The organism is Mucilaginibacter galii (assembly GCF_014635825.1).
GTDB classification, from domain to species: Bacteria; Bacteroidota; Bacteroidia; order Sphingobacteriales; family Sphingobacteriaceae; genus Mucilaginibacter; species Mucilaginibacter galii.
The window spans coordinates 46,700-69,366 of record NZ_BMDO01000014.1 but is presented as its reverse complement, the minus strand read 5'-3'; the positions used below and the strand labels follow the sequence as shown (position 1 = coordinate 69,366).

General features: G+C 43.7%; 22 protein-coding genes. 9 read left to right on the top strand and 13 right to left on the bottom strand.

Translation table 11 applies throughout. The annotated features are described in order from the left end of the window. The first annotated feature begins 2 nt into the window (after positions 1–2). From IEV61_RS19225 to IEV61_RS19215, 3 genes are all read left to right on the top strand, one after another. A complete protein-coding gene (locus IEV61_RS19225) occupies positions 3–1,841 on the top strand; it encodes an ABC transporter ATP-binding protein (protein ID WP_188418691.1) in 1,839 nt (612 codons plus the stop codon). A 92-nt stretch (positions 1,842–1,933) separates the two neighbouring features. After that, a complete protein-coding gene (locus IEV61_RS19220; protein ID WP_188418690.1) occupies positions 1,934–2,245 on the top strand; it encodes a hypothetical protein in 312 nt (103 codons plus the stop codon). Further along, the gene (locus IEV61_RS19215; protein WP_188418689.1) at positions 2,235–3,374 is read left to right on the top strand and encodes a hypothetical protein; all 1,140 of its coding nucleotides are present in this window, start codon (positions 2,235–2,237) and stop codon (positions 3,372–3,374) included. The genes IEV61_RS19220 and IEV61_RS19215 overlap by 11 nt, the downstream gene beginning before the upstream one ends. A gap of 205 nt (positions 3,375–3,579) precedes the next feature. Here the strand turns inward: IEV61_RS19215 and IEV61_RS19210 are convergent, their stop codons facing one another. Continuing rightward, positions 3,580–4,389, bottom strand: a complete 810-nt coding sequence (locus tag IEV61_RS19210) for a class I SAM-dependent methyltransferase (RefSeq protein WP_188418688.1) — start codon at positions 4,387–4,389, stop codon at positions 3,580–3,582. A gap of 75 nt (positions 4,390–4,464) precedes the next feature. Here IEV61_RS19210 and IEV61_RS19205 point away from each other — a divergent pair, with 75 nt between their 5' ends. Continuing rightward, entirely contained in the window at positions 4,465–5,415 is a 951-nt protein-coding gene (locus IEV61_RS19205; RefSeq protein WP_188418687.1) for a nucleotide-diphospho-sugar transferase, read from the top strand. Between the two features lie 8 nt (positions 5,416–5,423). On the opposite strand, the gene IEV61_RS19200 is transcribed toward IEV61_RS19205, so the two are convergent. After that, positions 5,424–6,494, bottom strand: coding sequence for an acyltransferase family protein (locus IEV61_RS19200; protein ID WP_188418686.1), 1,071 nt, complete (start codon positions 6,492–6,494; stop codon positions 5,424–5,426). A gap of 272 nt (positions 6,495–6,766) precedes the next feature. After that, the gene (locus IEV61_RS19195; RefSeq protein WP_188418685.1) at positions 6,767–7,411 is read right to left on the bottom strand and encodes a porin family protein; all 645 of its coding nucleotides are present in this window, start codon (positions 7,409–7,411) and stop codon (positions 6,767–6,769) included. A 160-nt stretch (positions 7,412–7,571) separates the two neighbouring features. Here IEV61_RS19195 and IEV61_RS19190 point away from each other — a divergent pair, with 160 nt between their 5' ends. The 3 genes from IEV61_RS19190 to IEV61_RS19180 are packed head-to-tail and all read left to right on the top strand — an operon-like array spanning position 7,572 to position 10,109. Further along, positions 7,572–9,299: a glycoside hydrolase family 3 protein gene (locus IEV61_RS19190; protein WP_308472347.1), complete on the top strand. Its 1,728-nt coding sequence runs from the start codon at positions 7,572–7,574 to the stop codon at positions 9,297–9,299. Then, on the top strand, positions 9,296–9,673 hold the full coding sequence (locus tag IEV61_RS19185) for a VOC family protein (protein ID WP_188418684.1): 378 nt from the start codon (positions 9,296–9,298) through the stop codon (positions 9,671–9,673). Before IEV61_RS19190 ends, IEV61_RS19185 begins: the two co-directional genes overlap by 4 nt. 49 nt (positions 9,674–9,722) lie before the next feature. Further along, positions 9,723–10,109: a DoxX family protein gene (locus IEV61_RS19180; protein ID WP_188418683.1), complete on the top strand. Its 387-nt coding sequence runs from the start codon at positions 9,723–9,725 to the stop codon at positions 10,107–10,109. Between the two features lie 4 nt (positions 10,110–10,113). Here IEV61_RS19180 and IEV61_RS19175 read toward each other — a convergent pair whose 3' ends face one another. After that, complete coding sequence (locus IEV61_RS19175) at positions 10,114–11,073, bottom strand: polysaccharide deacetylase family protein (protein ID WP_229747216.1); 960 nt, start codon at positions 11,071–11,073, stop codon at positions 10,114–10,116. 236 nt (positions 11,074–11,309) lie between these two features. Between IEV61_RS19175 and IEV61_RS19170 the strand changes: the two genes are divergently transcribed. Beyond that, the gene (locus IEV61_RS19170; RefSeq protein WP_188418681.1) at positions 11,310–12,029 is read left to right on the top strand and encodes a pyridoxine 5'-phosphate synthase; all 720 of its coding nucleotides are present in this window, start codon (positions 11,310–11,312) and stop codon (positions 12,027–12,029) included. Positions 12,030–12,202: 173 nt separating this feature from the next. Here IEV61_RS19170 and IEV61_RS19165 read toward each other — a convergent pair whose 3' ends face one another. From IEV61_RS19165 to IEV61_RS19130, 8 genes are all read right to left on the bottom strand, one after another. Beyond that, positions 12,203–12,814 (bottom strand): rhomboid family intramembrane serine protease, encoded by a 612-nt coding sequence (locus tag IEV61_RS19165; RefSeq protein WP_188418680.1) that lies wholly within the window; start codon positions 12,812–12,814, stop codon positions 12,203–12,205. A gap of 1 nt (position 12,815) precedes the next feature. After that, on the bottom strand, positions 12,816–14,564 hold the full coding sequence (locus IEV61_RS19160; RefSeq protein ID WP_188418679.1) for a M14 family zinc carboxypeptidase: 1,749 nt from the start codon (positions 14,562–14,564) through the stop codon (positions 12,816–12,818). A gap of 138 nt (positions 14,565–14,702) precedes the next feature. Continuing rightward, entirely contained in the window at positions 14,703–15,404 is a 702-nt protein-coding gene (locus IEV61_RS19155) for a methyltransferase domain-containing protein (RefSeq protein WP_188418678.1), read from the bottom strand. A gap of 69 nt (positions 15,405–15,473) precedes the next feature. Beyond that, positions 15,474–16,004, bottom strand: a complete 531-nt coding sequence (locus IEV61_RS19150) for a 5' nucleotidase, NT5C type (protein ID WP_188418677.1) — start codon at positions 16,002–16,004, stop codon at positions 15,474–15,476. Positions 16,005–16,029: 25 nt separating this feature from the next. Next, positions 16,030–17,157 carry an NAD(P)/FAD-dependent oxidoreductase gene (locus IEV61_RS19145; RefSeq protein ID WP_188418676.1) on the bottom strand — a complete coding sequence of 376 codons (1,128 nt, stop codon included), beginning with the start codon at positions 17,155–17,157 and terminating at the stop codon, positions 16,030–16,032. Between the two features lie 6 nt (positions 17,158–17,163). Then, positions 17,164–18,270 carry a type III polyketide synthase gene (locus tag IEV61_RS19140; protein ID WP_188418675.1) on the bottom strand — a complete coding sequence of 369 codons (1,107 nt, stop codon included), beginning with the start codon at positions 18,268–18,270 and terminating at the stop codon, positions 17,164–17,166. 23 nt (positions 18,271–18,293) lie between these two features. Continuing rightward, positions 18,294–18,827, bottom strand: coding sequence for a YceI family protein (locus IEV61_RS19135; protein WP_188418674.1), 534 nt, complete (start codon positions 18,825–18,827; stop codon positions 18,294–18,296). Between the two features lie 259 nt (positions 18,828–19,086). Continuing rightward, positions 19,087–20,001: a DUF8428 domain-containing protein gene (locus IEV61_RS19130; RefSeq protein ID WP_188418673.1), complete on the bottom strand. Its 915-nt coding sequence runs from the start codon at positions 19,999–20,001 to the stop codon at positions 19,087–19,089. 354 nt (positions 20,002–20,355) lie between these two features. Between IEV61_RS19130 and IEV61_RS19125 the strand changes: the two genes are divergently transcribed. Next, positions 20,356–21,900 carry a glycoside hydrolase family 10-like protein gene (locus IEV61_RS19125; protein WP_188418672.1) on the top strand — a complete coding sequence of 515 codons (1,545 nt, stop codon included), beginning with the start codon at positions 20,356–20,358 and terminating at the stop codon, positions 21,898–21,900. Here the strand turns inward: IEV61_RS19125 and IEV61_RS19120 are convergent, their stop codons facing one another. Next, complete coding sequence (locus IEV61_RS19120; protein ID WP_188418671.1) at positions 21,901–22,647, bottom strand: SDR family NAD(P)-dependent oxidoreductase; 747 nt, start codon at positions 22,645–22,647, stop codon at positions 21,901–21,903. Positions 22,648–22,667 lie beyond the last annotated feature (20 nt).

Below are 22,667 nucleotides of genomic sequence, written 5' to 3'. Positions count from 1 at the left end.
GAATGAAAACATACTTCAGGCTGCTCAAATTTGCCAAACCCATAGAGAAGTTTGCCATACCCTACTTTTTTACCACTTTTTTTGCCATTGTATTTAATACGTTAAACTTAGCGCTGCTTATACCATTACTGCAAACACTGTTTTCTAACCATAAGGCAACAGTTTCTTTGGATGCGCTTAATGCAATGCCTAAACCATCTATTTTCGACTTCAGCGCATTTTTTGATTACTATGTAAACCTGATGATTGCTTTGCACGGCCCCTGGGGTGCTTTGAAATTTGTATGCGGAACTATTGTGGTATCGGTATTACTGGCCAATATGTTCCGTTACCTTTCGCAGCGTATCATGGAAAACATGCGGGCGCATACGCTGCTCAATATACGCAGAGCAGTATTTGGTAATGTGCTCGATTTGCATTTGGGCTATTTTAACAACGAGCGTAAAGGCGATATTATGTCAAAGGTTTCGGCCGATGTGCAGATCGTTCAGTTTTCGGTAACCGGCACTTTACAGGTTATATTTAAGGAGCCTTTACAAATGATCTTCTACGTATTCGTGCTCTTTTCTATCTCCACCAACCTGACTATTTACTCGCTGCTTGTTATACCCATCTCTGCTTTCTTCATCTCACGAATTGTGAAAAAATTAAAGCAACAGGCTGTTGACTCGCAACGGACTTATGGAACAATGCTCAGCTACCTGGACGAAGCCTTATCCGGCATCAGAATCATCAAAGCGTTCAACGCAAGTAACTATACTAAAGACCGCTTTAACGAGCAGAACGTTAAATACACAGGGTTAGTTAAAGCGATGGCCCGCAGGCAGCAGCTGGCATCGCCCGTATCTGAAACTTTGGGTGTCACCATGATTGCCTGTATTGTATTATATGGCGGTTATTTAATTTTGAATGGGCAGTCTACTTTGAGTCCGGCAGCATTTATTGGCTATATCGCTATGTTCTCGCAGGTTACGCGCCCGGCCAAGGCTATTTCCGACTCCTTTAGCAGCATACACTCGGGTATTGCCGCAGGCGAACGTGTGCTGGAACTGATAGATGAAAAACCATTGATTACCGATGCGCCCGATGCTATAAAACTGACCGGTTTTGAGCAGGGCATCACTTTTGAAAACGTATCTTTTGCCTATGGCGACAACGAGGTGTTATCGGGCGTAAACCTGGTGATCCCTAAAGGTAAAACGGTAGCGCTGGTAGGCCCCTCGGGTGGCGGTAAATCTACCATGATGGATTTGATCCCTCGTTTTATTGATCCTAAGGATGGCAAAGTAATGATCGATGGTCATGATTTGAAAGGGGTGACCATGGAATCGCTGCGCAGCTTAATGGGCGTAGTAAACCAGGAATCTATTTTATTTAATGATACTATTTATAATAACATAGCCTTTGCCAAGCCCTGGGCTACGCAGCAGGAGGTTGAAGCTGCTGCCCGTATTGCCAATGCGCATAACTTTATTATGGCTACCGATGAGGGTTACCAAACCAACGTGGGCGATCGCGGTACCAAGCTATCGGGTGGGCAAAAGCAACGTATATCCATAGCTCGTGCAGTGTTAAGCAATCCACCCATTATGCTGCTGGATGAAGCTACCTCTGCTTTAGATACCGAATCGGAAAAACTGGTGCAGGATGCCCTGAACAATTTGATGGTTAACCGTACCTCGCTGGTTATTGCGCACCGTTTAAGCACCATTCAAAATGCCGATATCATTGTGGTGTTAGAAAACGGACGCATTGTTGAGCAAGGCAAGCACCAGGAACTGATACAGCAAAACGGCTTATACCGTAAGCTCATTGATATGCAAACTTTTCAGGAGGGGTAGTAGGTTTACAATAATGTATGTGCATAATTAACATATAATTAACAAAACAATATAGTATTGGTTAATTATTAATGTTAATTTGCAACACTTATATGAATCCTAAACCAACATATATAAGGATTGCCCTAGGGGTAATTCTTATGCAAAGCTTATTTAGTTGTAAAACTGAACAAGCAGTAATTCCTCAAGCCCAGATAGAACAATCTGTTCAAATGGTAGAACTAAAAAACTACTTTGCTAAAACGGCTGGCGTAAATGTAAATTTAATTCAGTATAATGATGCTAAGGAAGAATTTAGTATAAATAACACTGCCAAAGTTTCAAAAGTTACATTAATTAAGTTTTATGATTTGTCTAAAGCTTATCCTAACGTTCCTTACACAAAGAGCACATATGAAAAGTAGATTACTTATAATTATATTTTTTTTGTTGTTGTCTGAATTTGCAGGTGCAGCTAACATTACGGGCTGGAAGCTAACTAGGACATTAGTTGGAGATAACATATTCGTTGGTAGTACATCAACGGAAGTGTCCGGCGAAATTTACTGTTCAAGAAATTATGGTGAAGATGATTTTACAATAAAATTTGCAGTTGGGACAATTAATAGCAATGGTCAAAAAGTGATTTTAGGCGGACCCTACATCATTAATGCATCTCATTTTCAGAGTTCGGGGGGAGGAATGATTTATGCTATTAGAGTTTTTTCTTTTAACGTAACAGCAGATCAAATAACTAATAATAGATTGTTTCTTTTTACATATTGTTGTGGTGATCAACTTCAACAGTCATTCCAGAGCTATCAAACTACAAATACAACAGTTATACCTCCAACTTATACAACTAATGATTTATATACTGGTCAACCATTAAAGTTTCCAGATTATTATAGAACAAGCAATTATAGATTCAATACAGTTCGAGAACCCTTACCAAGCGGAACCAGAATTGAAATGAATGATAATTTGCCAGTTCTTTCTCCTGGCCAGTCTATTTATTCTCCTAATCAAACTTACAGGCTCACTTTACAAACAGCAGGCAATATAGTTTTGTATAGGAAAAATAGTGATGGAAGTGAAACAGCAATCTGGGCAAATAATAGTGTTTACAGATATAATACTGTAGCTTCGGTGATCCTTCAGTCTGAAGGAAACTTGGTTGCATATAAAGGTACAACACGAAACAGTACTCCTGATTGGTCTACCCAGGTATATGATTTGGGGGGATCTACTTTCAGGTATAGCAATAACCAGTATTTGCCTAATGATTATGCATATCCCTTCTTCTATTTACAAGATAATGGTCAACTAATTGAGTTTTGGCCATCTAAATGGAAAAATCCAACAGTGCATCAAGTTGCTGGAACTCCAACTATACACAACAACTTTGAAGTTTACATAATTATAGCTTGTTCAGATACTCCTTATGGTGCAGTAAGTTCGCACTTTGGCAATTTGACCCCTGAACTTTGGTATAATGGAAATTATGAATGGGTTAAGTATGGTGATCAATTTGAATTGTCAGATTACAATTAATAAATGTATTTAAGACTTTTTATTTAACTCTATAAGGCAACTAATCATCGTATGCGATGATTAGTTGCCTTACATTCAATATTAAACACAATAGGTAGATATATGCACCTACTGTTATTACAATAATGGCAAATTGAGTTTTTTGAAGATAGTAATGCCTTAAAATATTTCTGTAAACGATTTATCTAAACAGGTTAAAAAGGTTTTAGATGAGCTTACTCTTAATGAATTCATAATCCTTCATGAGCCGACTTTCGGGATAAGTATATTTCTTTTGCTCGGTTTTACGTACAAACTTTTTGGCTTTGCGTAATAAAAAGCTGTCTTTAGGTTGTATAAGCGGGTTACTCTTAAATTCCTGTTTCGTGTATAAGTGTAGTGAATGCCTATCTGTATAGAAATTGTAACCGGCCTGTTTAGCCAGGTGGGCCAGCGCAGCTTCGGTATAAAAGGAAATATGCTGGCCTGTTTCCGGCGCGAAATACCACCAATCATCAACCGATACTACATGAGTTGGCTGTAGCTCTGTACTGAACAACAAATTATCAGCATAATTTAACATCTCTTTCATTTCAGTGGCTGGTTGAGATAGGTGTTCAAAAACTTCAAAAGCGGTTGTTAACTCAAAACGGGTAGTACTGGGCAGGTCTTTAAGGTCGAAGTAGTCGGCAAATAAGTTTTGACAATATTTGTCTGTGTTATAAAAATCAAAGCCTTTGTCGCGCATTAAGCGGGTAAATAGACCATAACCACCTGCATAATCTAAAAATTTTGCATGCTTATTAAAAGAAGTAAGCAGAACTTTTCCTACGCTTTCAGACTGGTGAATGTTACGGTATGGTAAACCTATATCTAATTTGGTTATAGCCGAAGAGTAAGCTTCATTTAACCAATATGGTTCTTCAGTTTGAATAAAGCCGGTGTCGTTACAGCGGTAATATTTTACGTCATATTTGCTTAGAACTTTGGTTGTAAACAAAAGGGTAGTATCTCCTCCTGTAATTTTGCTTTTCATGGTTCAAATGTGCATACTTTATTGGCAACAGGCAATAGGTGTGTTAAAATGCGTTTAATTTACAATCTTTACAGTATGCAAGCTTCGCAGTCAAATTATCAAGTGCAGTCGTCCGTATTGTTCATCGTTTTTAATCGCCCTGATACCACCCAGCAGGTGTTTAGCCGGATTAGGGATGCAAGGCCTATGCACTTGTACATTGCTGCAGACGGTCCCCGCATGGGTGTTGCTGAAGATAAAGCGCTTTGCTTGCAAGTGCGTGGTATTGCCCAACAGGTAGATTGGCCCTGCGAAGTAAAAACGCTTTTCAGGGATAATAACTTGGGTTGCAAAGATGCCGTATCATCGGCCATTAACTGGTTTTTTGAGCAGGAAGAAGAAGGGGTAATTTTAGAAGATGATTGTTTGCCGGCGCATAGCTTTTTTGCTTTTTGTGATGAAATGCTGGCAAAGTACCGTTACGATAACCGTATAAGGCATATTACCGGCTGCAACCTTCAAATGGGGGAAACCAGGGGTGGTGCTTCCTATTATTTTTCAAACTTAACCCATGTTTGGGGCTGGGCAAGCTGGAGGCGGGTTTGGCAGCAGTATGATAAAACCTTGAGTCGGTATCAATCTTTTGAGACAAGGTTTCAGATGGAACAAATATTTACTGATCCTTTGATTATTGATAGCTGGGAATACATTTTTGAAAAACTAAAAGCCGGCGAAATAGATACATGGGATTACCAGCTTACGTTTATAAACTTTTTCAATAATGGCTTATCAATTATTCCTAACCAAAATTTAATAAGCAATATTGGTTTTGGCGTTAGTGCTACACATACGGCAAGTTCAGCATCTAAATATGCTAATATACCATTGTGCGAATTAGGAGATATTACACATCCGCTTTACATACTTCCACAAAAGCAAGCCGATCATTTTATACTCGAATACGAATTTAATTTAAAAGCGCTTTACAAAAAGCATAATAAGTTAAGCAGGCGTTTAAAAAGGTGGCTAAAATCTTTTAATAAATAATACCTGCATTAATTACCCACCAGGCGCCTTGCCTTAGTTTTGTTAAGCAGCATTACCAGTCCCCAGGTTATAAAATATACCAGTAAAAAAGCAATGAATTTTATCCCGAAAAAGGGCAGTGCAGGCTGGTCCTGTAACTCTAAATGAAAAGGACGAAATATTTCGGGGATCAAAAAAACGACCAGGATAAAATGGATGAGGTAGATGCCAAAGGTAGTTTCGCGGGGTTTAAGAAACGCTAAAAAGTTGAATTTTCCTATTTTTAAGAATAACGTGAAAGTAGTAAGCGAATACAAAATATTGCTAAAGCGTAATGTATTTGAAGGATCCCTGCTATGATTTTGCTTCAAAGCAACTATCTCATATATGGAAAGCCCGTAGGCTAAAAGTACGCACAATATAAACGGCCAGTAGGGCATGCGTTGGAGCCAGGCTGATATAATGTGCCAGTTTTTGCGGAGCTGTGCACCCAGCCATAAAAAGAAAATGAACCCTAATATGGCAATGGTATGGCTGGGGTCTATCCATTCATAATGGATGTTAATGCAGTAAAATAGGGTAAAAGTTAATAGCACTGCGCCAAAAATCATGGAATATAGGTATCTCTTAAAGACAAGCAGTAACGCAATACTTACCATAAAATTAATAATGAACCAGTAATTGGTATACAGGTAAGTTGTTTTAATAAAGGGTAAAACATTGGCCAGGGTAACACTTTCTTCATGGTACATATGCCCCTTAACCGCCAGGTTTATAACGTAGCATAATATGTATACTATTGACCATAATAACCATGGGCCAAAGGTGCTTGAAAACCTGCGTTTCAAATATTGACCCGGTGTATAATCGGTAAACTTTTCACCAATTAAAAATCCTGCCAGCAAAAAGAATGCGATGGTGCCAAACTTTGTAAATTGTATAATGCCGATGTAGGGCCAGTACCTGTCGTCTTGCTGCTCAAAAGCATAAGCGCCTAAGCTATGCTCGGCCACAATGATCATGATGGCCAGGCAGCGAATATGATCAACAAAATCGTAGCTTGGTTTTTTTGGCGCGTCGTTGATCAGATTTTTCTCCATTAGCTTTTATATAGTTGCAAGTATAGGGCAGATAATTAAAATTCCCTTATCCATTAACGCTTCTTTGGTATTACTGTTATTAAAGTGGTGTAAATATATGGCTACAAAAAGCCACCTTAACCCCTCCCAACCCTCTATGGAGGGTTGGGAGGGGTTAAGGCATATTGAAATCCATTCACAAAAAAAGCTATTTCATCTAAGAAATAGCCTCTAATAATATTTGAAACCTTTATCAAGAGCCCTCCCTCCCGGGGAGGGTTGGGAGGGGCTTTTTAAAATTTAAAGCCCAAGCCAATTTGCCAAACCTGGTTACGGAATGCCGGGGTGCCCGAGCTTCCGTTGGGATTGTTTTCCTGGAAGTCGATATTGTAGCGGCCACGCAGGTCTACGTTGCGGTTTAAATCGAGGGCAATGCCTATTACGCCGCCTACAAAGGTTTTATCGCCATTGTAAGTATATCTGTCTTGCTGCAAAACGGTAAAGCCATCGTAGTAAGTGTTGCGGGTATTCATTAAAAACGATATCTGCGGACCGACCAGTACGTTGAACGCCGGTGCCAATTTAATTTTAGCAAGTAACGGCACATCTATAAAATTGGCGCGCTGTGCAAAATCGCCATATACGGTTTGGGCGCGGTAGCCTTTTTGCGAGTACAAAATTTCGGGTTGGAAAGATAGTGGGTAAATGATAGGTACATCTACAAACAAGCCAAAGTTAGCACCAAGCTTGGTATTGGTACTAAAGTCGGAGTTACGCGAACTTACCGTGTTGGCAATATTTAAACCGCCGGTTAAACCCACGCGGGGGCGGTAAAAATCATCACTCACCCGTTGCCTGCGGTATTGGTTACGTCGTTGTGCATCGGCCGAGCCGGCTATGAGCAGCACCATGGCTACAAAAAATAATTTTTTCATCATGTATAAGTTTAATTTTCAAACTGAATGATTTATAGATGGCAATAAATGCAATTGGTTTATTAACCGCCTGAAATAAATTTTACGTATATCCTTAAACATTACCGGGGTTTTGCAATTATGCTATTCAGGTTTCGTTACTTTTGGTGTGAAATTATTTTTGATGATGAAAAAATACTTATTGCTTGCGGCCATGCTAACCGGCACTACCGGGATGAGTTTTGCCCAGCAGGCTTCATATATAGACTTGCTAAGTGCTCAAAACCAGTGGGTAGATTCGGTATTTCATACCCTTAACCGTAAGCACAAAGTTTCGCAACTGTTTTTTGTGCGGGCACATACCAATAAGGGCAAAGCCTATGCTGATTCGGTAGCCAAAGTGATTAAAAAAGAGCAACCGGGCGGATTGGTTTTCTTTCAGGGAGGCCCGGCAAGGCAGGCCGATCTAACCAACCAATACCAGAAGATTACCAAAATACCGCTGTTGATTGCTATGGATGGCGAATGGGGACTGGGCATGCGATTGGATTCCACGATATCGTACCCTTACCAAATGACCCTGGGTGCTATTCAGGACGATAAGCTATTGAACCAAATGGGCCGTGAAGTTGCCTACGATTTTAAGCGCATAGGTGCCCACATGAACTTTGCCCCGGTGGTTGATGTGAATAATAACCCCAATAACCCGGTTATTAACTATCGCTCTTTTGGCGATGATAAGTATAAAGTAGCGCTGCGTGCCATAGCCTATATGCAGGGTATGCAGCAGGGCGGCTTGCTCACCACAGCCAAACACTTTCCCGGCCATGGCGATACCAATGTGGATTCGCACTATGATTTACCGTTATTGAATTTCAGCCGTACGCGGTTAGATACGTTAGAAGAATACCCTTTTAAACAGGCCATAGCGGCCGGTATTAGCGGGGTTATGATAGCGCACATGAGCATACCGGCGCTTGATGCCACTAAAAATCTGCCATCTTCTTTATCGCGCCCTATTGTAACGGGTATCTTGAAAGATTCGCTGGGCTTTAAAGGGTTGGTTGTATCTGATGCCATGGAGATGAAAGGCGTGGTTAAGTATTTTCCTGATGGCGAAGCCGATCTAAGGGCGTTTATGGCGGGTAATGATATCATTGAACTATCGGAGAACTCTTGCCGCGCTATTAGAAAAATTAAAGTAGCCATACGCAAAGGACAAATAACCGAAGCCGAACTGGATACTAAGGTAAAAAAGGTGTTAGCAGCTAAATATTTTGTTGGTCTGCAGCATTACAAACCGACCGATTTGCAGAACATCAACCAGGACCTGAACCGCACCGATGCCAAAAACCTGGTGCAGCAATTAAGCGATGCCGCCGTAACCCTGCTGCAAGATAATGGCCTGCTGCAACGCATGAACTTTTTACAGAGAACCGCTTTGGTAAGTATTGGTACAACAACACCCACCGTTTACCAGCAGGAACTGGCTAATACTTATACCAACAGTACGCTATATAATTTAGATAAAGGTGCATCGGCCACAGAGGTAAATAAGTTGCTGAGCGATTTGCGGGGTTACAGCCAAATTATTGTAGGCGTGCATGATACCCGCCTGCGCCCCGGAAGTAAGCTCGATTTTAATGCCGATGTTAAAAACTGCATTATCCAATTAGCCGGTAACCCTAATGCTGCCATCAGCGTGTTTGCCAACCCTTACACCCTTGCCGGTATGCCGGGTATTGAAAGGAGTGGCGCTTTGCTGGCCTGCTACCAAAAGGAAGATAGTATGCAGCGTGCAGCATCTAAAGTAATGACCAGGCAGTTAAACCCCGCAGGCAAGTTGCCTGTAACCGTAAATTCATTCTTTGTGAATGGCGCCGGCGTGGTTTATAGTAGTCAGGCGTTATGAAATTAAGAGTAGCACGGCACACGGCTAATTTAGAGCAAATCATATCTTTCTATCATGACTTGCTGGAGTTGGAAATATTAGGAAGTTTTGAGGATCATAACGGCTACAACGGCGTATTTTTAGGTTTGAAAAACACTGGCTGGCATCTGGAGTTTACCACCTCTGTCCATGCACCGCAGCACGAGCCGGATGATGATGATTTACTGGTGTTCTATCAGAACTCAATAGTTGATTATGAAGCTTTACAGCAAAAATTTGAAGCGTACCATATAAAAAGGATACCCGCTAAAAACCCTTACTGGAACGTTAACGGTTGCTGCTATATTGACCCAGACGGGTACAGAATTATTGTTGCTTTAGCAGGGAATTACTAAATGCCTATTTGGGTAATTCATGGAACAGTTATTGTAAACTTAAATTACCATGAAAGAAGAAACCATCAAGAACGCCGCCCGCATTTTATTAGGTGCTAACCTCATATTTGCAGGCATAAGCCACCTCACCTTTGCCCGCAAAGATTTTAGGGCGCAGGTGCCTGATTGGGTTCCGTTGCCTATTGATGATACGGTGGTTTACTCGGGTATTGCCGAAATTGCTTTAGGCAGCGCTTTGGTGCTTACCCCCAAAAAACATGAAGCTAAAGTTGGACAGTTAGCTGCCGCTTTTTTCACCGCAGTATTTCCGGGCAATATATCGCAGTATGCAAATAAAAGGTCGGCCTTTGGTTTAGATACCAATGAAAAGAGATTTACCCGGTTACTGTTTCAGCCGGTTTTAGTTTATTGGGCGTTGAAAAGCACCGGTAAGTAAGCCATTAGTTATTTCCATCAAATTCTTCATCTACGGTTTCATGCAAATCGTATAGTAGCCACTGCTTTTTGGCAATGCTGGGCGCTTTGCTTTTGAGGAGCTTAATAAAATCCTGCACGCCTACAGGTTCGTTACCGTTGCCGTGAATAAGAACAATACTGCCCGCCTGCGGTTGCTGCCCCTTGGCCAGCCAGGCATCGGTACCAATAGGTATTAAGCCATAACCGGTTATTTGCTTAACCAAGGTTTGGTCAGACACTAGTCCCGGAAAGCGGAAAAAAACCGAGGGAAGCAGGCTATTCTTCAGCATGTCTTTTTCAGTTTCCAGCACTTCGTAGTTAATGTCTGTACCATTCTCCAGCAAAAAGTTTTGCGTGAGGGGTAACGTTCTGCTTACGCGGTGGTTATAAGAGTGATTGATCCAGGTAATGTAGATCTCGCCCTTTTGCTGCATTTGCTTGAGCCATGCCAGATCGGCTTGATGCTTGTTCATCCAAATGCCCGTAACCGACAGCGCAATGGGTACCGGTCGCTCCACTTGCTGAAAGGCGGTAAACATATCGGTAATAATGCCCCTGTCCAGCGGGCGATGCGAGGGGCAAAGATCGGCTGTCAAACTTATCCCTGTTTCTTTGGGCAACCCACGTTCTATCCCGGCATCCTGCACCATTACAGACTGGTTTTCGGCCTTGTTCAATGCTTTTTGATAGGGTGTGCTTTTGAAAAAATCACGCACCTGCACCCAGGTCATGGGTTTGATCTGGTAAAAAGCCGCCTCGTTCACTTTTGTTTCGAGCGTTTGAGGGTTTACCAGCAGCAAATAGGTTTTACCTGTATTTTCAAACTGCCGTAGTATGATCCAGTCTTGCGGAGCATGTTTAGCCCAGCCATAAAATACTTTGTAATTTTTTATATCGGCATAAGTGGTTTGCGCCATAGTGCGGTGGTAAAGCAGTAGTAACATGGCAGTAAAAAGGTATCGGCAAATAGGTTTTATCATGTTGTACAAATCAAATCAATTATAAATATGTTTGCAGTATACGCATGTCAGGTTTTAATATATTTATGTCATTGCGAGGAGCGATAGCGACGTGGCAATCTCAAAGCGGCCAGTTCGGATGGGATTGCCACGCTATCGCTCGCAATGACATTATTTAATTCTTTAAACCCTGCATAAAACAAACTACTAAATCATAGCCCATGATCCGCCTTTCTGTCAACGTTAATAAAATAGCCACTTTGCGTAACTCACGCGGTGGTAACAACCCCGATCTGATACAAGTTTCTAAAGATTGCGAACGCTTCGGCGCGCAGGGCATAACTGTGCACCCGCGGCCCGATGAGCGACACATCAGGTACGCCGATGTTTACGCGTTGAAAGAAACTGTGACCACCGAGTTTAATATTGAAGGTAACTGCGAAGAGAAGAAGTTTGTAAATATGGTGCTTGAGGTAAAGCCCGAACAGGTAACCCTGGTGCCCGATGGCTTAAACCAGCTTACCTCTAACCACGGCTGGGATACCATTACCCACAAACGTTACCTGCAGGATATGGTAAAGTGCTTTCATGATGAAGGCATCCGGGTTTCATTATTTGTTGATCCGCTGGTAGACATGGTAGAAGCCGCCGCCGAAACCGGCACCGACCGCGTGGAACTATACACCGAGGCTTACGCCAGTCACTACCATCAGGGTATTGAACTGGCCTGTGCGCCCTACATTCAAGCTGCCGAAATGGCGCAAAAAGTAGGCTTAGGCTTAAACGCCGGTCACGATCTGGACCTGCACAACCTTAAATACTTTGCTCAAAACGTACCCGGCCTGCAAGAAGTAAGCATAGGCCACGCGCTTATAAGCGATGCGCTGTATTACGGGTTAGAGAACACGATACAAATGTATTTGCAGCGGTTAGCACTGTAAATGATTTTCTGCAATAGTTAAAGGTCTCCGATCTGTCAGTCTGAGCTTGTCGAAGACGTGTACATCTGCCTAAGTCTTCGACAAGCTCAGACTGACAATAAAAAATATAGGATGGTTATTGAATGCGTGAGATTGCCACCCAATCGCTCGCAATGACATGTTTTTATGGTTTCCTAAAACCCCAACTGCTGTATAAATATCTGCACTACCTCATGGTACAACAATATCGTAATCATTACTCCGCTTAATGCCCCAAAAAAGTGGGCATCGTGGTTAATGGTATCGCGCGATTGCTTGGATGCATATACGCAGTACACGAGGTACAGTACCCCGAAAATTATGGCTTTGATAGGGATAGGAATTGGAAATATCTGCAGCTCGGCCATGGGGTTAAACATAATAAAGCTAAACACCACCGCGCTGATGGCTCCTGAGGCGCCCAGGCTATGATACCCGTAATCATCTTTATGCTTGCTAATGGTAGGCAGGTCGCTCAGTATAAGGCTGGCCATATACAGTAAGGCAAACTGCCAGTGCCCCAGCGTATACTCTAACTGAAAAGCAAAGGCAAAAAACGAGAACATGTTAAAGAACAGGTGCATCCAGTCGCGGTGAATAAAGCCACTGGTGATGATGGTATACACCCTTTCGCCGCGGGCTATACTGTAAGGGTGCAGCATGAAGGCGCCGTATATCCTTTCGTTATAAAATGCAATAAGCGATAGCACGATAGTTACCACAAACAGTATTGAGGCTACCGGCGCTACTAATAAGTATTGTTCCATATTATTGAAGGTCGAGTTGGGTATTGTTTAGTAAACGCCCTACGGGGTAACGCATGTATGTTTGCTCGTAAAAAGGCGAATTGCGATACACAAATTCCAGTTGTGCACCAGCACTTTTGGCCAGTTGCGGGTTCTTCGCTTTTTCGTCGTCTAAAAGCTTTTGCAGTTCGGGGTGCTTCTTCAAGTACTCAAAGGCAATGTCTTCAAATACGTAATCAGAATAATGCTCTTTCTGGCTCAGCATCGAATCAAAAAAGTTCCAGGCAAAAAACGAATCCACACCCTGCGGCTCCAGTGTTTCTACAATATAACGGTTAATGGCCTGGTTGGTATATACTACGTAATCGCCCTCATAAAATTTAACTTTATTGTTATCTAGTGTAGTAAGCTTTACGCCGTTGTGCAGGTAATGGCCTTCATAGGGGCGCTGGCCGGTTTTATAATCGGCAATATAATAGGTTTGCACCGCGAGGGTGGTGTCGTGCTTTAAACGGCGCATAGCTACCTTGTTCAACTTAAACAGATCAATGATCTTGCCCCAGGCCTGGGGTATAACATAGGCCACGGGCTTATCGGCCGTTACGCTGGCTTTGTAGGTGTTATAGTATTTAATGGACTTGGTAAAGGGCTTGCTGCGGTCATAATACAAGCGGGGCAGGCCACTTATGTCGCTTGGTTTGTAACCGGCCTGGTAACCTTTAAAGCTGATCATGTCGTACTTTTGCTCATCTAAAGACCAGTTCAAGGCAAAGGTCTGCTGCTGTTTTACCTGCTCGTCGGCCTGGTATTTCAGTTCGCCTATCTGTTTGGCATCACGCTGGCAAATATCAATAAGGTGCTGCATGAAATCGTAAGTGGCATACACCTTTTTCTCGTACGATTTCAGCATGTGGGTTTCGGTCACATAGCTAATAATGTTGTGCTGTACCGTATACCCGGTAGAAAAGCGCGGCGTTTCAATAAAAGCCACAATACCCGAGTCGGGCGTAGTTTTCAAACTTTCCACGTAAGGCGTCATTTCAAAACCGCTTTTGGCCATGCGTTTATACAATTCGGGCGATAGTGTTTTGCTGGTATATTGGGCCAGTACCGGGTGCTGCTTGTCTTTTTGCGTTTCTATAAGTGTCATCACGTATTGATAGTCTGACCCGTTACTGGCATGGTTATCCAAAAATACCTCGGGCTGCCAGGTATTTAAGATCTGCATAAAGGCCAGCGCATTGCGGCTATCGGCCTTGATGAAATCGCGGTTCAAATCGAGGTTGCGGTAATTGCCACGGAAACCATAAGCCCGCGGACCGTTCTGGCTCACGCGCGATAGTCCCCGGTTTAGGCTGCCATCAATGTTGTACAACACAATAAAGCAGACCACTACATCTTTGGGCAATTGGTTCTTCTTCAGCAGGTCGCGCACCAGCATCATACTGGCATCAATACCCTCGGGCTCGCCGGGGTGAATGCCGTTGTTGATGAGGATAACCCGCTTATTTTGCTGCTTTATTTTAGCCGGATCGAAAACGCCGTCTTTAGATATCACGGCCAGCGTTAAGGGCTTGCCGGCATCGGTAATGCCATAATTAAACAGCTTCAATTGCTGTGGATATTGTTTAGCCAGCTTGGGGTAGTAAGCCATTACCTCGGCGTAGGTAGCCGTATAGTTTTTATCCTTACTTAATTCAAAAGGTGTTAACTGGGCTTTAGCGCTCATGATGGTTATGCCCAACCCAAAGAGCAACAGCATTTTTTTCATACCCGGCTAAGATAAGGAATAGTGTTTAGTAGTTTAATTTTGATAGCAGTTTATAACATCTCGTAATGCACTACTAATAGTTATCACGTTTATATAAGTTGATGCCTTTAGCCTTTCCTTACTATCAAAACGTAAACCTTAATTTTTATAAATAATAACCTGCCATCTGAAAGCCCACTTCCATTCAATTTTATAGCGGGTAACGCCTGCTTTGGCTAAAAGCGATATGAGTTCGGCTTTGGTAAAGCTGCGCTGAACAGACAAAGGCCCGTCATGCCGCATCATTTTATTGGGAATAACTACGGTAAATATGGCAATGAGCGAGTAGTACAATAACCAGTGTCGGTGCAGATCGGTAATGATAATTCCCCTGCGCGAGCAACTGAGCATTTTTTGGATGAGCGCCACCCAGGCATCATCTTCAAAATGGTGAGTGAACAGGCTCGATACCACAATATCGAACTGATTATCTTGTAGCTGGGGGCTCATTACCTCCGTTTGCAGGTAATTAATATTGGCGTAGGCTACAGTTTCTTTTTGTGCAAAGGTTATGGCGGCAGGCGCGGCATCAACACCGGTAAGTTGCAAAGGCAGTTTTTTTGCAGCAGCCCACTGAGCAATGGCTTTCAGGGCATCACCACCGCCGCAGCCCCAATCACTGATGTGGTTATTGGGCTGTACAGGGAATTGCTGTAATGCTTTGATCAGGGTTTTATGACCGCCAAACCAACTGTTTAAATCGCCCAGGCCTTTGAGTACCGGGTCGAGTTCGCTTTCGGGCAGCGCAAAATCGTCCATGATCTCGTCTACACCCGTAATACGTTTGCGCAGGTTAATCATAAGCCCCTCCCAACCCTCCCCGGGAGGGAGGGCTTTTTTTTCTGTAAAAACCAATTATGCTCAATTCATTCATAATTCGGCTTTCAATAATTCCACTACTTGCGGCCAGTTATTAATGCGGGTGTGGTGGGTAACCAGCGTGTTGTGGTAGGCATGAAACATGTAGGTTTTGCCCTTAAAATGATCAAGGTTCTTGATGTGATCGTCGATCATGTAATCGGTATTGATAATGCTCTTATCGCCGCAAAAAATGATGTTATGCCATGTAATGAAGGGAAAATGCTCGCCCAGCCATTCCAATTTCTCATTTAAACTCAACGGAAACTCCATAGCGGCCGATACGATGTATACCTCAAAGTCTTCCATTAAGGTTTTTACCGCTTCTACGGCGCCTTCCATTACGGGCAAGGTTCTGAAAAAGCCCGCCGTGCGCACGTAGTTGCCCACTAAGCCTTTTTCAGGGAACAGATCATCTGAAGGGCGGCCGGCAAGGTAATCTCGGGTGTATTTTATGCCGTAATCGCGCTCGTACCAAGCCAGTACCTGGGCTTCAATATCGGCAATAACGCCGTCCATATCTATCGCTATCGTTTTTTTCATGTAATCAAGGGTTTCAAAAGGCAAATTATGACCAGGGTTTGCCATGTGTTTGCTTAACCAGCCACCCGGCCAGCCGGGGCAAGTTATTTAAAGTTTTAACAGCTGCATGCATCAGCTGATTATTGCCAAATACATTTTGCATTTGCCGGCCTACCCATAACCGGCGGGCAAACTGTTTGTTCCAGGCGGTAACATAAGCTTGTTCTAAAGCAGCCCGTTTTGGCGCAGTTAAGGGTTGGCCTTGCCTGTAATGCTGTGTTATAATAGCCGATAATATTTTAGCCGAATGGATGGCCATAGTCATGCCGTTGCCGCAAAGCGGGGCTATCATGCCGGCGGTGTCGCCGCTCATAAAAATGTGATTTTCTACCGGTTGCTTTTTCTCGAACGAGATCTCGTTGATCACCTCGGGCTTATCCATCAGCCATTCGGCATTACGGAAGATCTCTTTTTGATAAGGATTGCAGTTAATGATGTTTTCTTGTAATGCTTCTAAACTGGTTTGCTCACGCAGATCATCGCGGTGGGCGAGGGAGCAGATGCAGTAGCGGTTATCTTCTATTTTTGATACGCCGCAGTAACCGTTCTTAAAGCTGTTGAGCTGTATGAGGTCATCAGGGAAATCAATGTTTGCATGAATCTTGATGCCAACGTAAGGGCTGCGGCGGTAAAAAAAATCGCGGCGCAGGCGGTTATCCAGGTTAGAGCGTTTACCAAAGGCACCTATAACCAGCGGAGCGGTCAGCTTATCATCGGGCAACACCACTTCAAAGGCATCGTTTACAAACTGAATATCGTCTACCCGGGTATCGAGCATAAAGTTCACCCCTTCGGATCGGCATTTATGATAAAGAAAATCGTCGAGCTTATACCGGCTGATGCCGAAGCCTCCCAAATCTAAAGCCTGTGCAAACTTGGCGCCCGAAGTGGCCGTAATTTCGAGACGGGTAATGTGCGATGCACCCAATTGGTGAACATCAATATCCAACTCATGTAAAAACGGCAATACTTCGTTAGAGATATACTCGCCGCAAACACGATGAAAGGGATATGATTTTTTTTCGATAACGGTAACCTGCAAGCCGGCGCGGTTCATTAACAGGGCGTTGAACAGCCCGGCCAATCCGCCGCCTACTATAATTACGTCGTTCATGGCTGCTTACTGCATTTTAAGCACCATGCCCTCAACCGTAAGTCCGGGCCCAAATGCAAAACTCACCAGGTTGGGGTTAGCCAGCTTACCCGCATGCATGATCTTTTGCAAGACGAACAATATAGTGGCCGACGACATATTACCATACTGCCTAAGTACTTCGTAAGCATAGGCGTTGGTTTCCTCGGGCAGTTGCAGCGCTTCTTCTACGGCTTCCAGTATTTTTTTACCACCGGGATGGATAGCGTAAGTGCCAACATCCTGCGTGGTTAAACTTACTTTATCAAGCATACGCTCGGTTACACCTTTAATATGTTTCTTAATTTGCTTGGATACCTTTGAGGTCAGCTTCATTTCGAAACCTGTATTGCCCACAAACCAGCCCATTTCGTTACGGCTTTCGGGCATAAACTCTGAGTAAAAGCTACTTAATTCCAAGCGGGGTTTATCTCCGGTATTATTAGCCGAATTTTCGACCAGTGCAGCGGCGGCACCATCGGCAAAAAGCGAGTTTGCCACCCAGTTATCTAAGGTGTTGTGTTTTTGAAAGTGCAGCGTGCAAAGCTCCACGCTTACCACCAGCACTTTGGCTTTGGGATTAGCGCGGCAAATATAGTCGGCTGTTTTCAGGCCGTTAATAGCACCATAGCAACCCATAAAATTAATGCAAATACGCTCGGTGGTGCGGGCAAGGCCTAATTGTTCAACCAAATCAATATCAATGCCCGGCGCGTACATGCCGGTACAACTTACGGTAACCAAATGCGTAATTTGACCAACAATGCCTTCCTCATAACCGGCTAAACATTGCTGTGCAGCTTTAACAGCTATTTGGATGCCTTTTTCCTGGTATAAAAGCAGGCGTTTTTGAGTGGTTACAAAAGGCTCGAGATCCGGGGTAGGTTCAAAGAAGGTATAATCGGCACGGCCTGCGCCAAAATCATCTACTACAGTGTGGCGGTAATCAATACCCGAACCTTCGTATATGTGTTTTAACCGCTGGGCATGGTCGGCACTCAGGCTAAAAGCATCAACCATAAAATCATAAGCCTGCTGTTGCGTAACCCGCTTTTCGGGGTTCGCTATCCCAATCGCACTAATACAACTGCCCATAAAACCATTACCTCTTTTTTGTTTTATTTGCTGGTTTCAACCACGAGATTAATCGTAGCATCATCAGCCAGAACCATGCTGTTGCCGCCCACGCCAAAATCTTTCCTGTTGATTTTGAAGCTGCCTTTAAACAAGGCTACATTAGCACTCTCTGTATACGTAAAAGGGACTTCAACGGCTTTTGTTTTACCTTTTATAGTCACATTAAAAATTCCAACATAGTTGTTACCTGCCTTCTTTTTAAAAGCGGTTGATTTCATGATGATCTTCGGGTATTTCTCGGCATCAAAGTAGTCTTCGGCCTTGAGGTGATTATCGCGCATGGCATTATCAGAGTCAATGCTGTTTACCTCAATCATGGCTTCAATGGTGCTGGCGGCCAGATTGTTAGGGTCGAAAGCAATATTAGCTTCCAGGGTTTTGAACTTACCGCTGGTATTGATACCCATGTTCTTGATCTCGTAAGTAACGGCCGATTTGGTAACCGCATGTTTAACCTGGGCAAAAGCCTGAGCAGTAATAATCAGAGTTGTAAGGAATAAGGTAATTTTTTTCATGGATGGATCAAATATAACAATAAGACAAACGTAAGTATAAACAGTTTAAAGCCCTCTTAAATCCTCCAGGGAGAGGGGTTTTACAAGCGTAATCGTAACCTATCATTTCGAACGGTAGTAAGAAATCTTTTTCGCTATGTATCCAGTCTGAACGGGCTTTCTAATTGGTTTTCGAAATGACAACTGGACAAGATATTCCTGCAAACAAAAATCCCCGGCTGCTTGCACGGCCGGGGATGAAATGACATTGAAGTTTTCTCTATTTTAAGTAGAACTCTGTTTTACCCATGGTGTAACCATCGGCGTAAAGCAATACGGTATAAGTGCCTTTTACAAATTTGCCGGGGTTTACCCAGTCAATGGTATAAGTAGTGCCATCGTCCTTAAAATCGATAGACGTTTTGTAGGTATACTGCAGCTCCTGATCGTCGGCAGTAAATACGCCGCTATCGTTCATTACCATCAAATTACCAGCCGGATCGGTAATGCGCAGGTAAATGTCGTGCATTCCTTTTTCGGCTACCGGGTTACCGGCAATGGTAAAGTTTACCTTTATCTTTTTAGCAGGACCGGCACGGTTTACATCAACCTCTTTGCCGCTGCCTTTAATTTTGTAGGCAACTACCGTAGCCGCCCCCATTTTTAAGGCCGAGGCAACTTTTACTTTGCTGTTCAGCTCCTGGTTTTGTTGCTCTAAAGTGGTAGCTTTTTGAGATACAGTGGCTACCTGATTTTTCAAGGTATCGCGCTCCGTAGTTAATGAAGCATTCTGTTGCCTAAGCTCTTCAATATCGGCGGTGTATTTGGTTACAAAGTAACGCAGTTGTTTAATATCTTCTTGTGCCCTTTTTAACTCGGCCACGGTAAGCTGTCCTTTTGATAAGGCGCGTTTCAGCATTTGTATCTTGGTTTGCAACGAATCGTTACGTTGCTGCATTTCGGCGCTCATTTTAGCCTTGCCGGTGTTTACCTGTTCAATTTGCGCTTCCAGGCTGTCTAACTCCGTTTGCAGGCGGTGCTTCTCATCATCACTTTGGTAGATGATCTTGGCTACGTCTTTCTTTTTTTGCATGTATAAATACACATCGGTACCCAACAAAGCTACTACTACCGCAATGAGGAAGTATATTACGTTCGAATTCTTTTTAGAGGGTTGTTCAGATCTGTTTTCCATGTAGTAAAATTATTATATAAATCCCCGCACCCATTTATAACGATGGTTGCCGCAAAACTGATATTACAGGCCATAACATTTTTTAATTTGATTGCCGGCCGTTCTTAAAACGGCCGAAACTAACCTGTAATAAAGAGTTATTTTAACGCTTATACCAACAGCTATTGTACAAATAAAAACTGATAATCAGTTACTTGTAGTGTAAAAGCTATGGGGTAGGCTATGAAACAACCGCGCTAAAAATAATTACAATAAGCCTAAAAGCCAAAAACCTGTTCATAATTTATCATAAACTAAAACCGCTAAAACGGAGTTATGTATCTTTGCCCGCTTAAAATGAGGGCTTTGCTGCATATGAATAAAAGATTAGTGTTAATGATAGCCGCATGGCTTACTTGTTTACAATTACTGGCTCAAACCGATACCATAAAGCAAATTAACCGTACTTCTAAGCGCGAATTCAGGGGTGTTTGGGTAGCCACGGTAACCAATATAGACTGGCCCAGCGAACCCCGCCCCGGTACCGAAAAGCAAAAAAGCGATCTTATTAACATTCTTAACTTTCATGCGCAGGCCGGCATTAACGCCATCATGTTCCAGGTAAGGCCTGCCGCCGATGCGTTTTACGCTAAAGGCCGCGAGCCCTGGTCAAAATGGCTCAACGGCGTACAGGGCCGTGCCCCCGAACCCTTTTACGACCCCCTTGAGCTGGCCGTTACCGAAGCCCACAAACGCAGCATGGAACTGCATGCCTGGTTTAACCCATACCGGGCCACTATGGATGCCAACCCTAACAGCGTGAGCGCGCAGCACGTTACCCGTTTACACCCCGACTGGTTTTTTACCTACGGCGGCCGCAAGCTTTTTAACCCCGGCTTGCCCGATGTACGCGAATATATTATACAGGTGATACTGGATGTAGTGAAGAACTACGATGTAGACGGTATACACATGGACGATTACTTTTACCCTTACCCCATTGCCGGGCAGCGTATAAACGACCAGGCCACCTTTGAGCAATACGGCAGCAGTAAGTATGCCGATATACGCGACTGGCGCCGCAATAACGTAGATACGCTCATCCACATGCTTACCGATAGTATACATAAGTACAAGCCGCACATGAAGTTTGGCATTAGTCCGTTTGGGATATGGAAAAATGCCAGCCAGGACCCTGAGGGTTCGGCTACCAATGGTGGTTCTTCTTACTACGAGCAATTTGCCGATACCCGTAAGTGGGTAAAAGAAGGTTGGGTAGATTACATTAACCCCCAAATTTACTGGCACTTTGGCAACCGGGCTGCTGCCTTTGAAAAACTGACCGACTGGTGGAGCGATAATACTTTTAACCGCCATTTATACGTGGGCCAGGCCGCTTACCGCATAGGCGAACCGCGCAATACTGCTTTTAAAAACCCTGACCAAATACCGGCCCAAATACGTTACCTACGCAATAACCCGCGCATACAGGGCAGCGTATACTTTAGTTCGGCATCATTAAGGCGTAATTATGGCGGATTGAACGACTCGTTACGTACGCATTATTATAAATCACCTGCTTTGCCGCCCGTAATGCTTTGGCGCGATTCGGTAGCACCCAATGCGCCGCGCTTATTAACAGCCGGCAAAAATGATAGGGCTGTGGTGCTTAACTGGCAGGTGCCCCTATTAGCCAGGGATAAAGAACCGGTGTACGGTTATGTAATTTATCGCTTTTACTATGGCGAAAAGGTGGACCTGGCCGATCCATCGCACATTATCCGTATTCAATACAATACCACTACCATAGCCGAAGATCTTACAGCCGAAAAGGGTAAGAACTACGTATACTTTGTTACCGCTATAGACCGGCTTAAAAACGAAAGCGACCCGGTAATGGTTACTGCTGCTTACCGGTAGTTAGCTGTTCATCACCGCACCGCCATTAATATCAAGGGTTTGCCCGGTTATGCTGCGTTGGTTCAGCAGGTAGGCCGTCAACGCGGCAATCTCGTCGGGTTGACTCATGCGCCTTAGTGGTACGCTTTGCATGGCTATATGGTAGAACTCATCTTTGGTGATGCCTATACCATCGGAAATGCCCTGCAAGCCCTGCTGCGACATTTCGGTATCTACCCAGCCGGGGCAAATGGCGTTCACCAGTATTTCCTCGGGTGCAAACTGTACGGCCCACGAGCGCATTAAACCCAGCAACCCTGCTTTAGAGGCACAGTAAGCTGAGTAATTAGCCACGCCCAACCGCGCCAGCACCGATGAGGTGATAATGATATGTTTAGTCCCGGCCGTTTTACGCAAATGCGGTAAAAAGGTATTCACGAAGTTGTAGGTGCCGGTTAAGTTGGTGCCCATAATGTCGTCCCAGCGGTCTTCATCGCCCCAGTAATTTTCGCCGCCAATACCGGCGTTGGCTAACAAGCCATTGATGGTTACATCGTCTAATTGAGTCGCAGCTTGTTGCAGGCTTGTTATATTCCTTACATCAGCAACAATTATCTTATGCCCTTTACCTTGCAGGCTTTCAAGAGTTTCGTTTAATGAGGCTTGGCTGCGGCCCAGCAAAATGCATTGGTGCCCGGCCAATGCCAGGTTTTGCGCCATGGCCCGGCCTATGCCGCTGCCCGCGCCGGTTATGAGGTAAGTGTTCATTATTATCTTTATTAATAGTT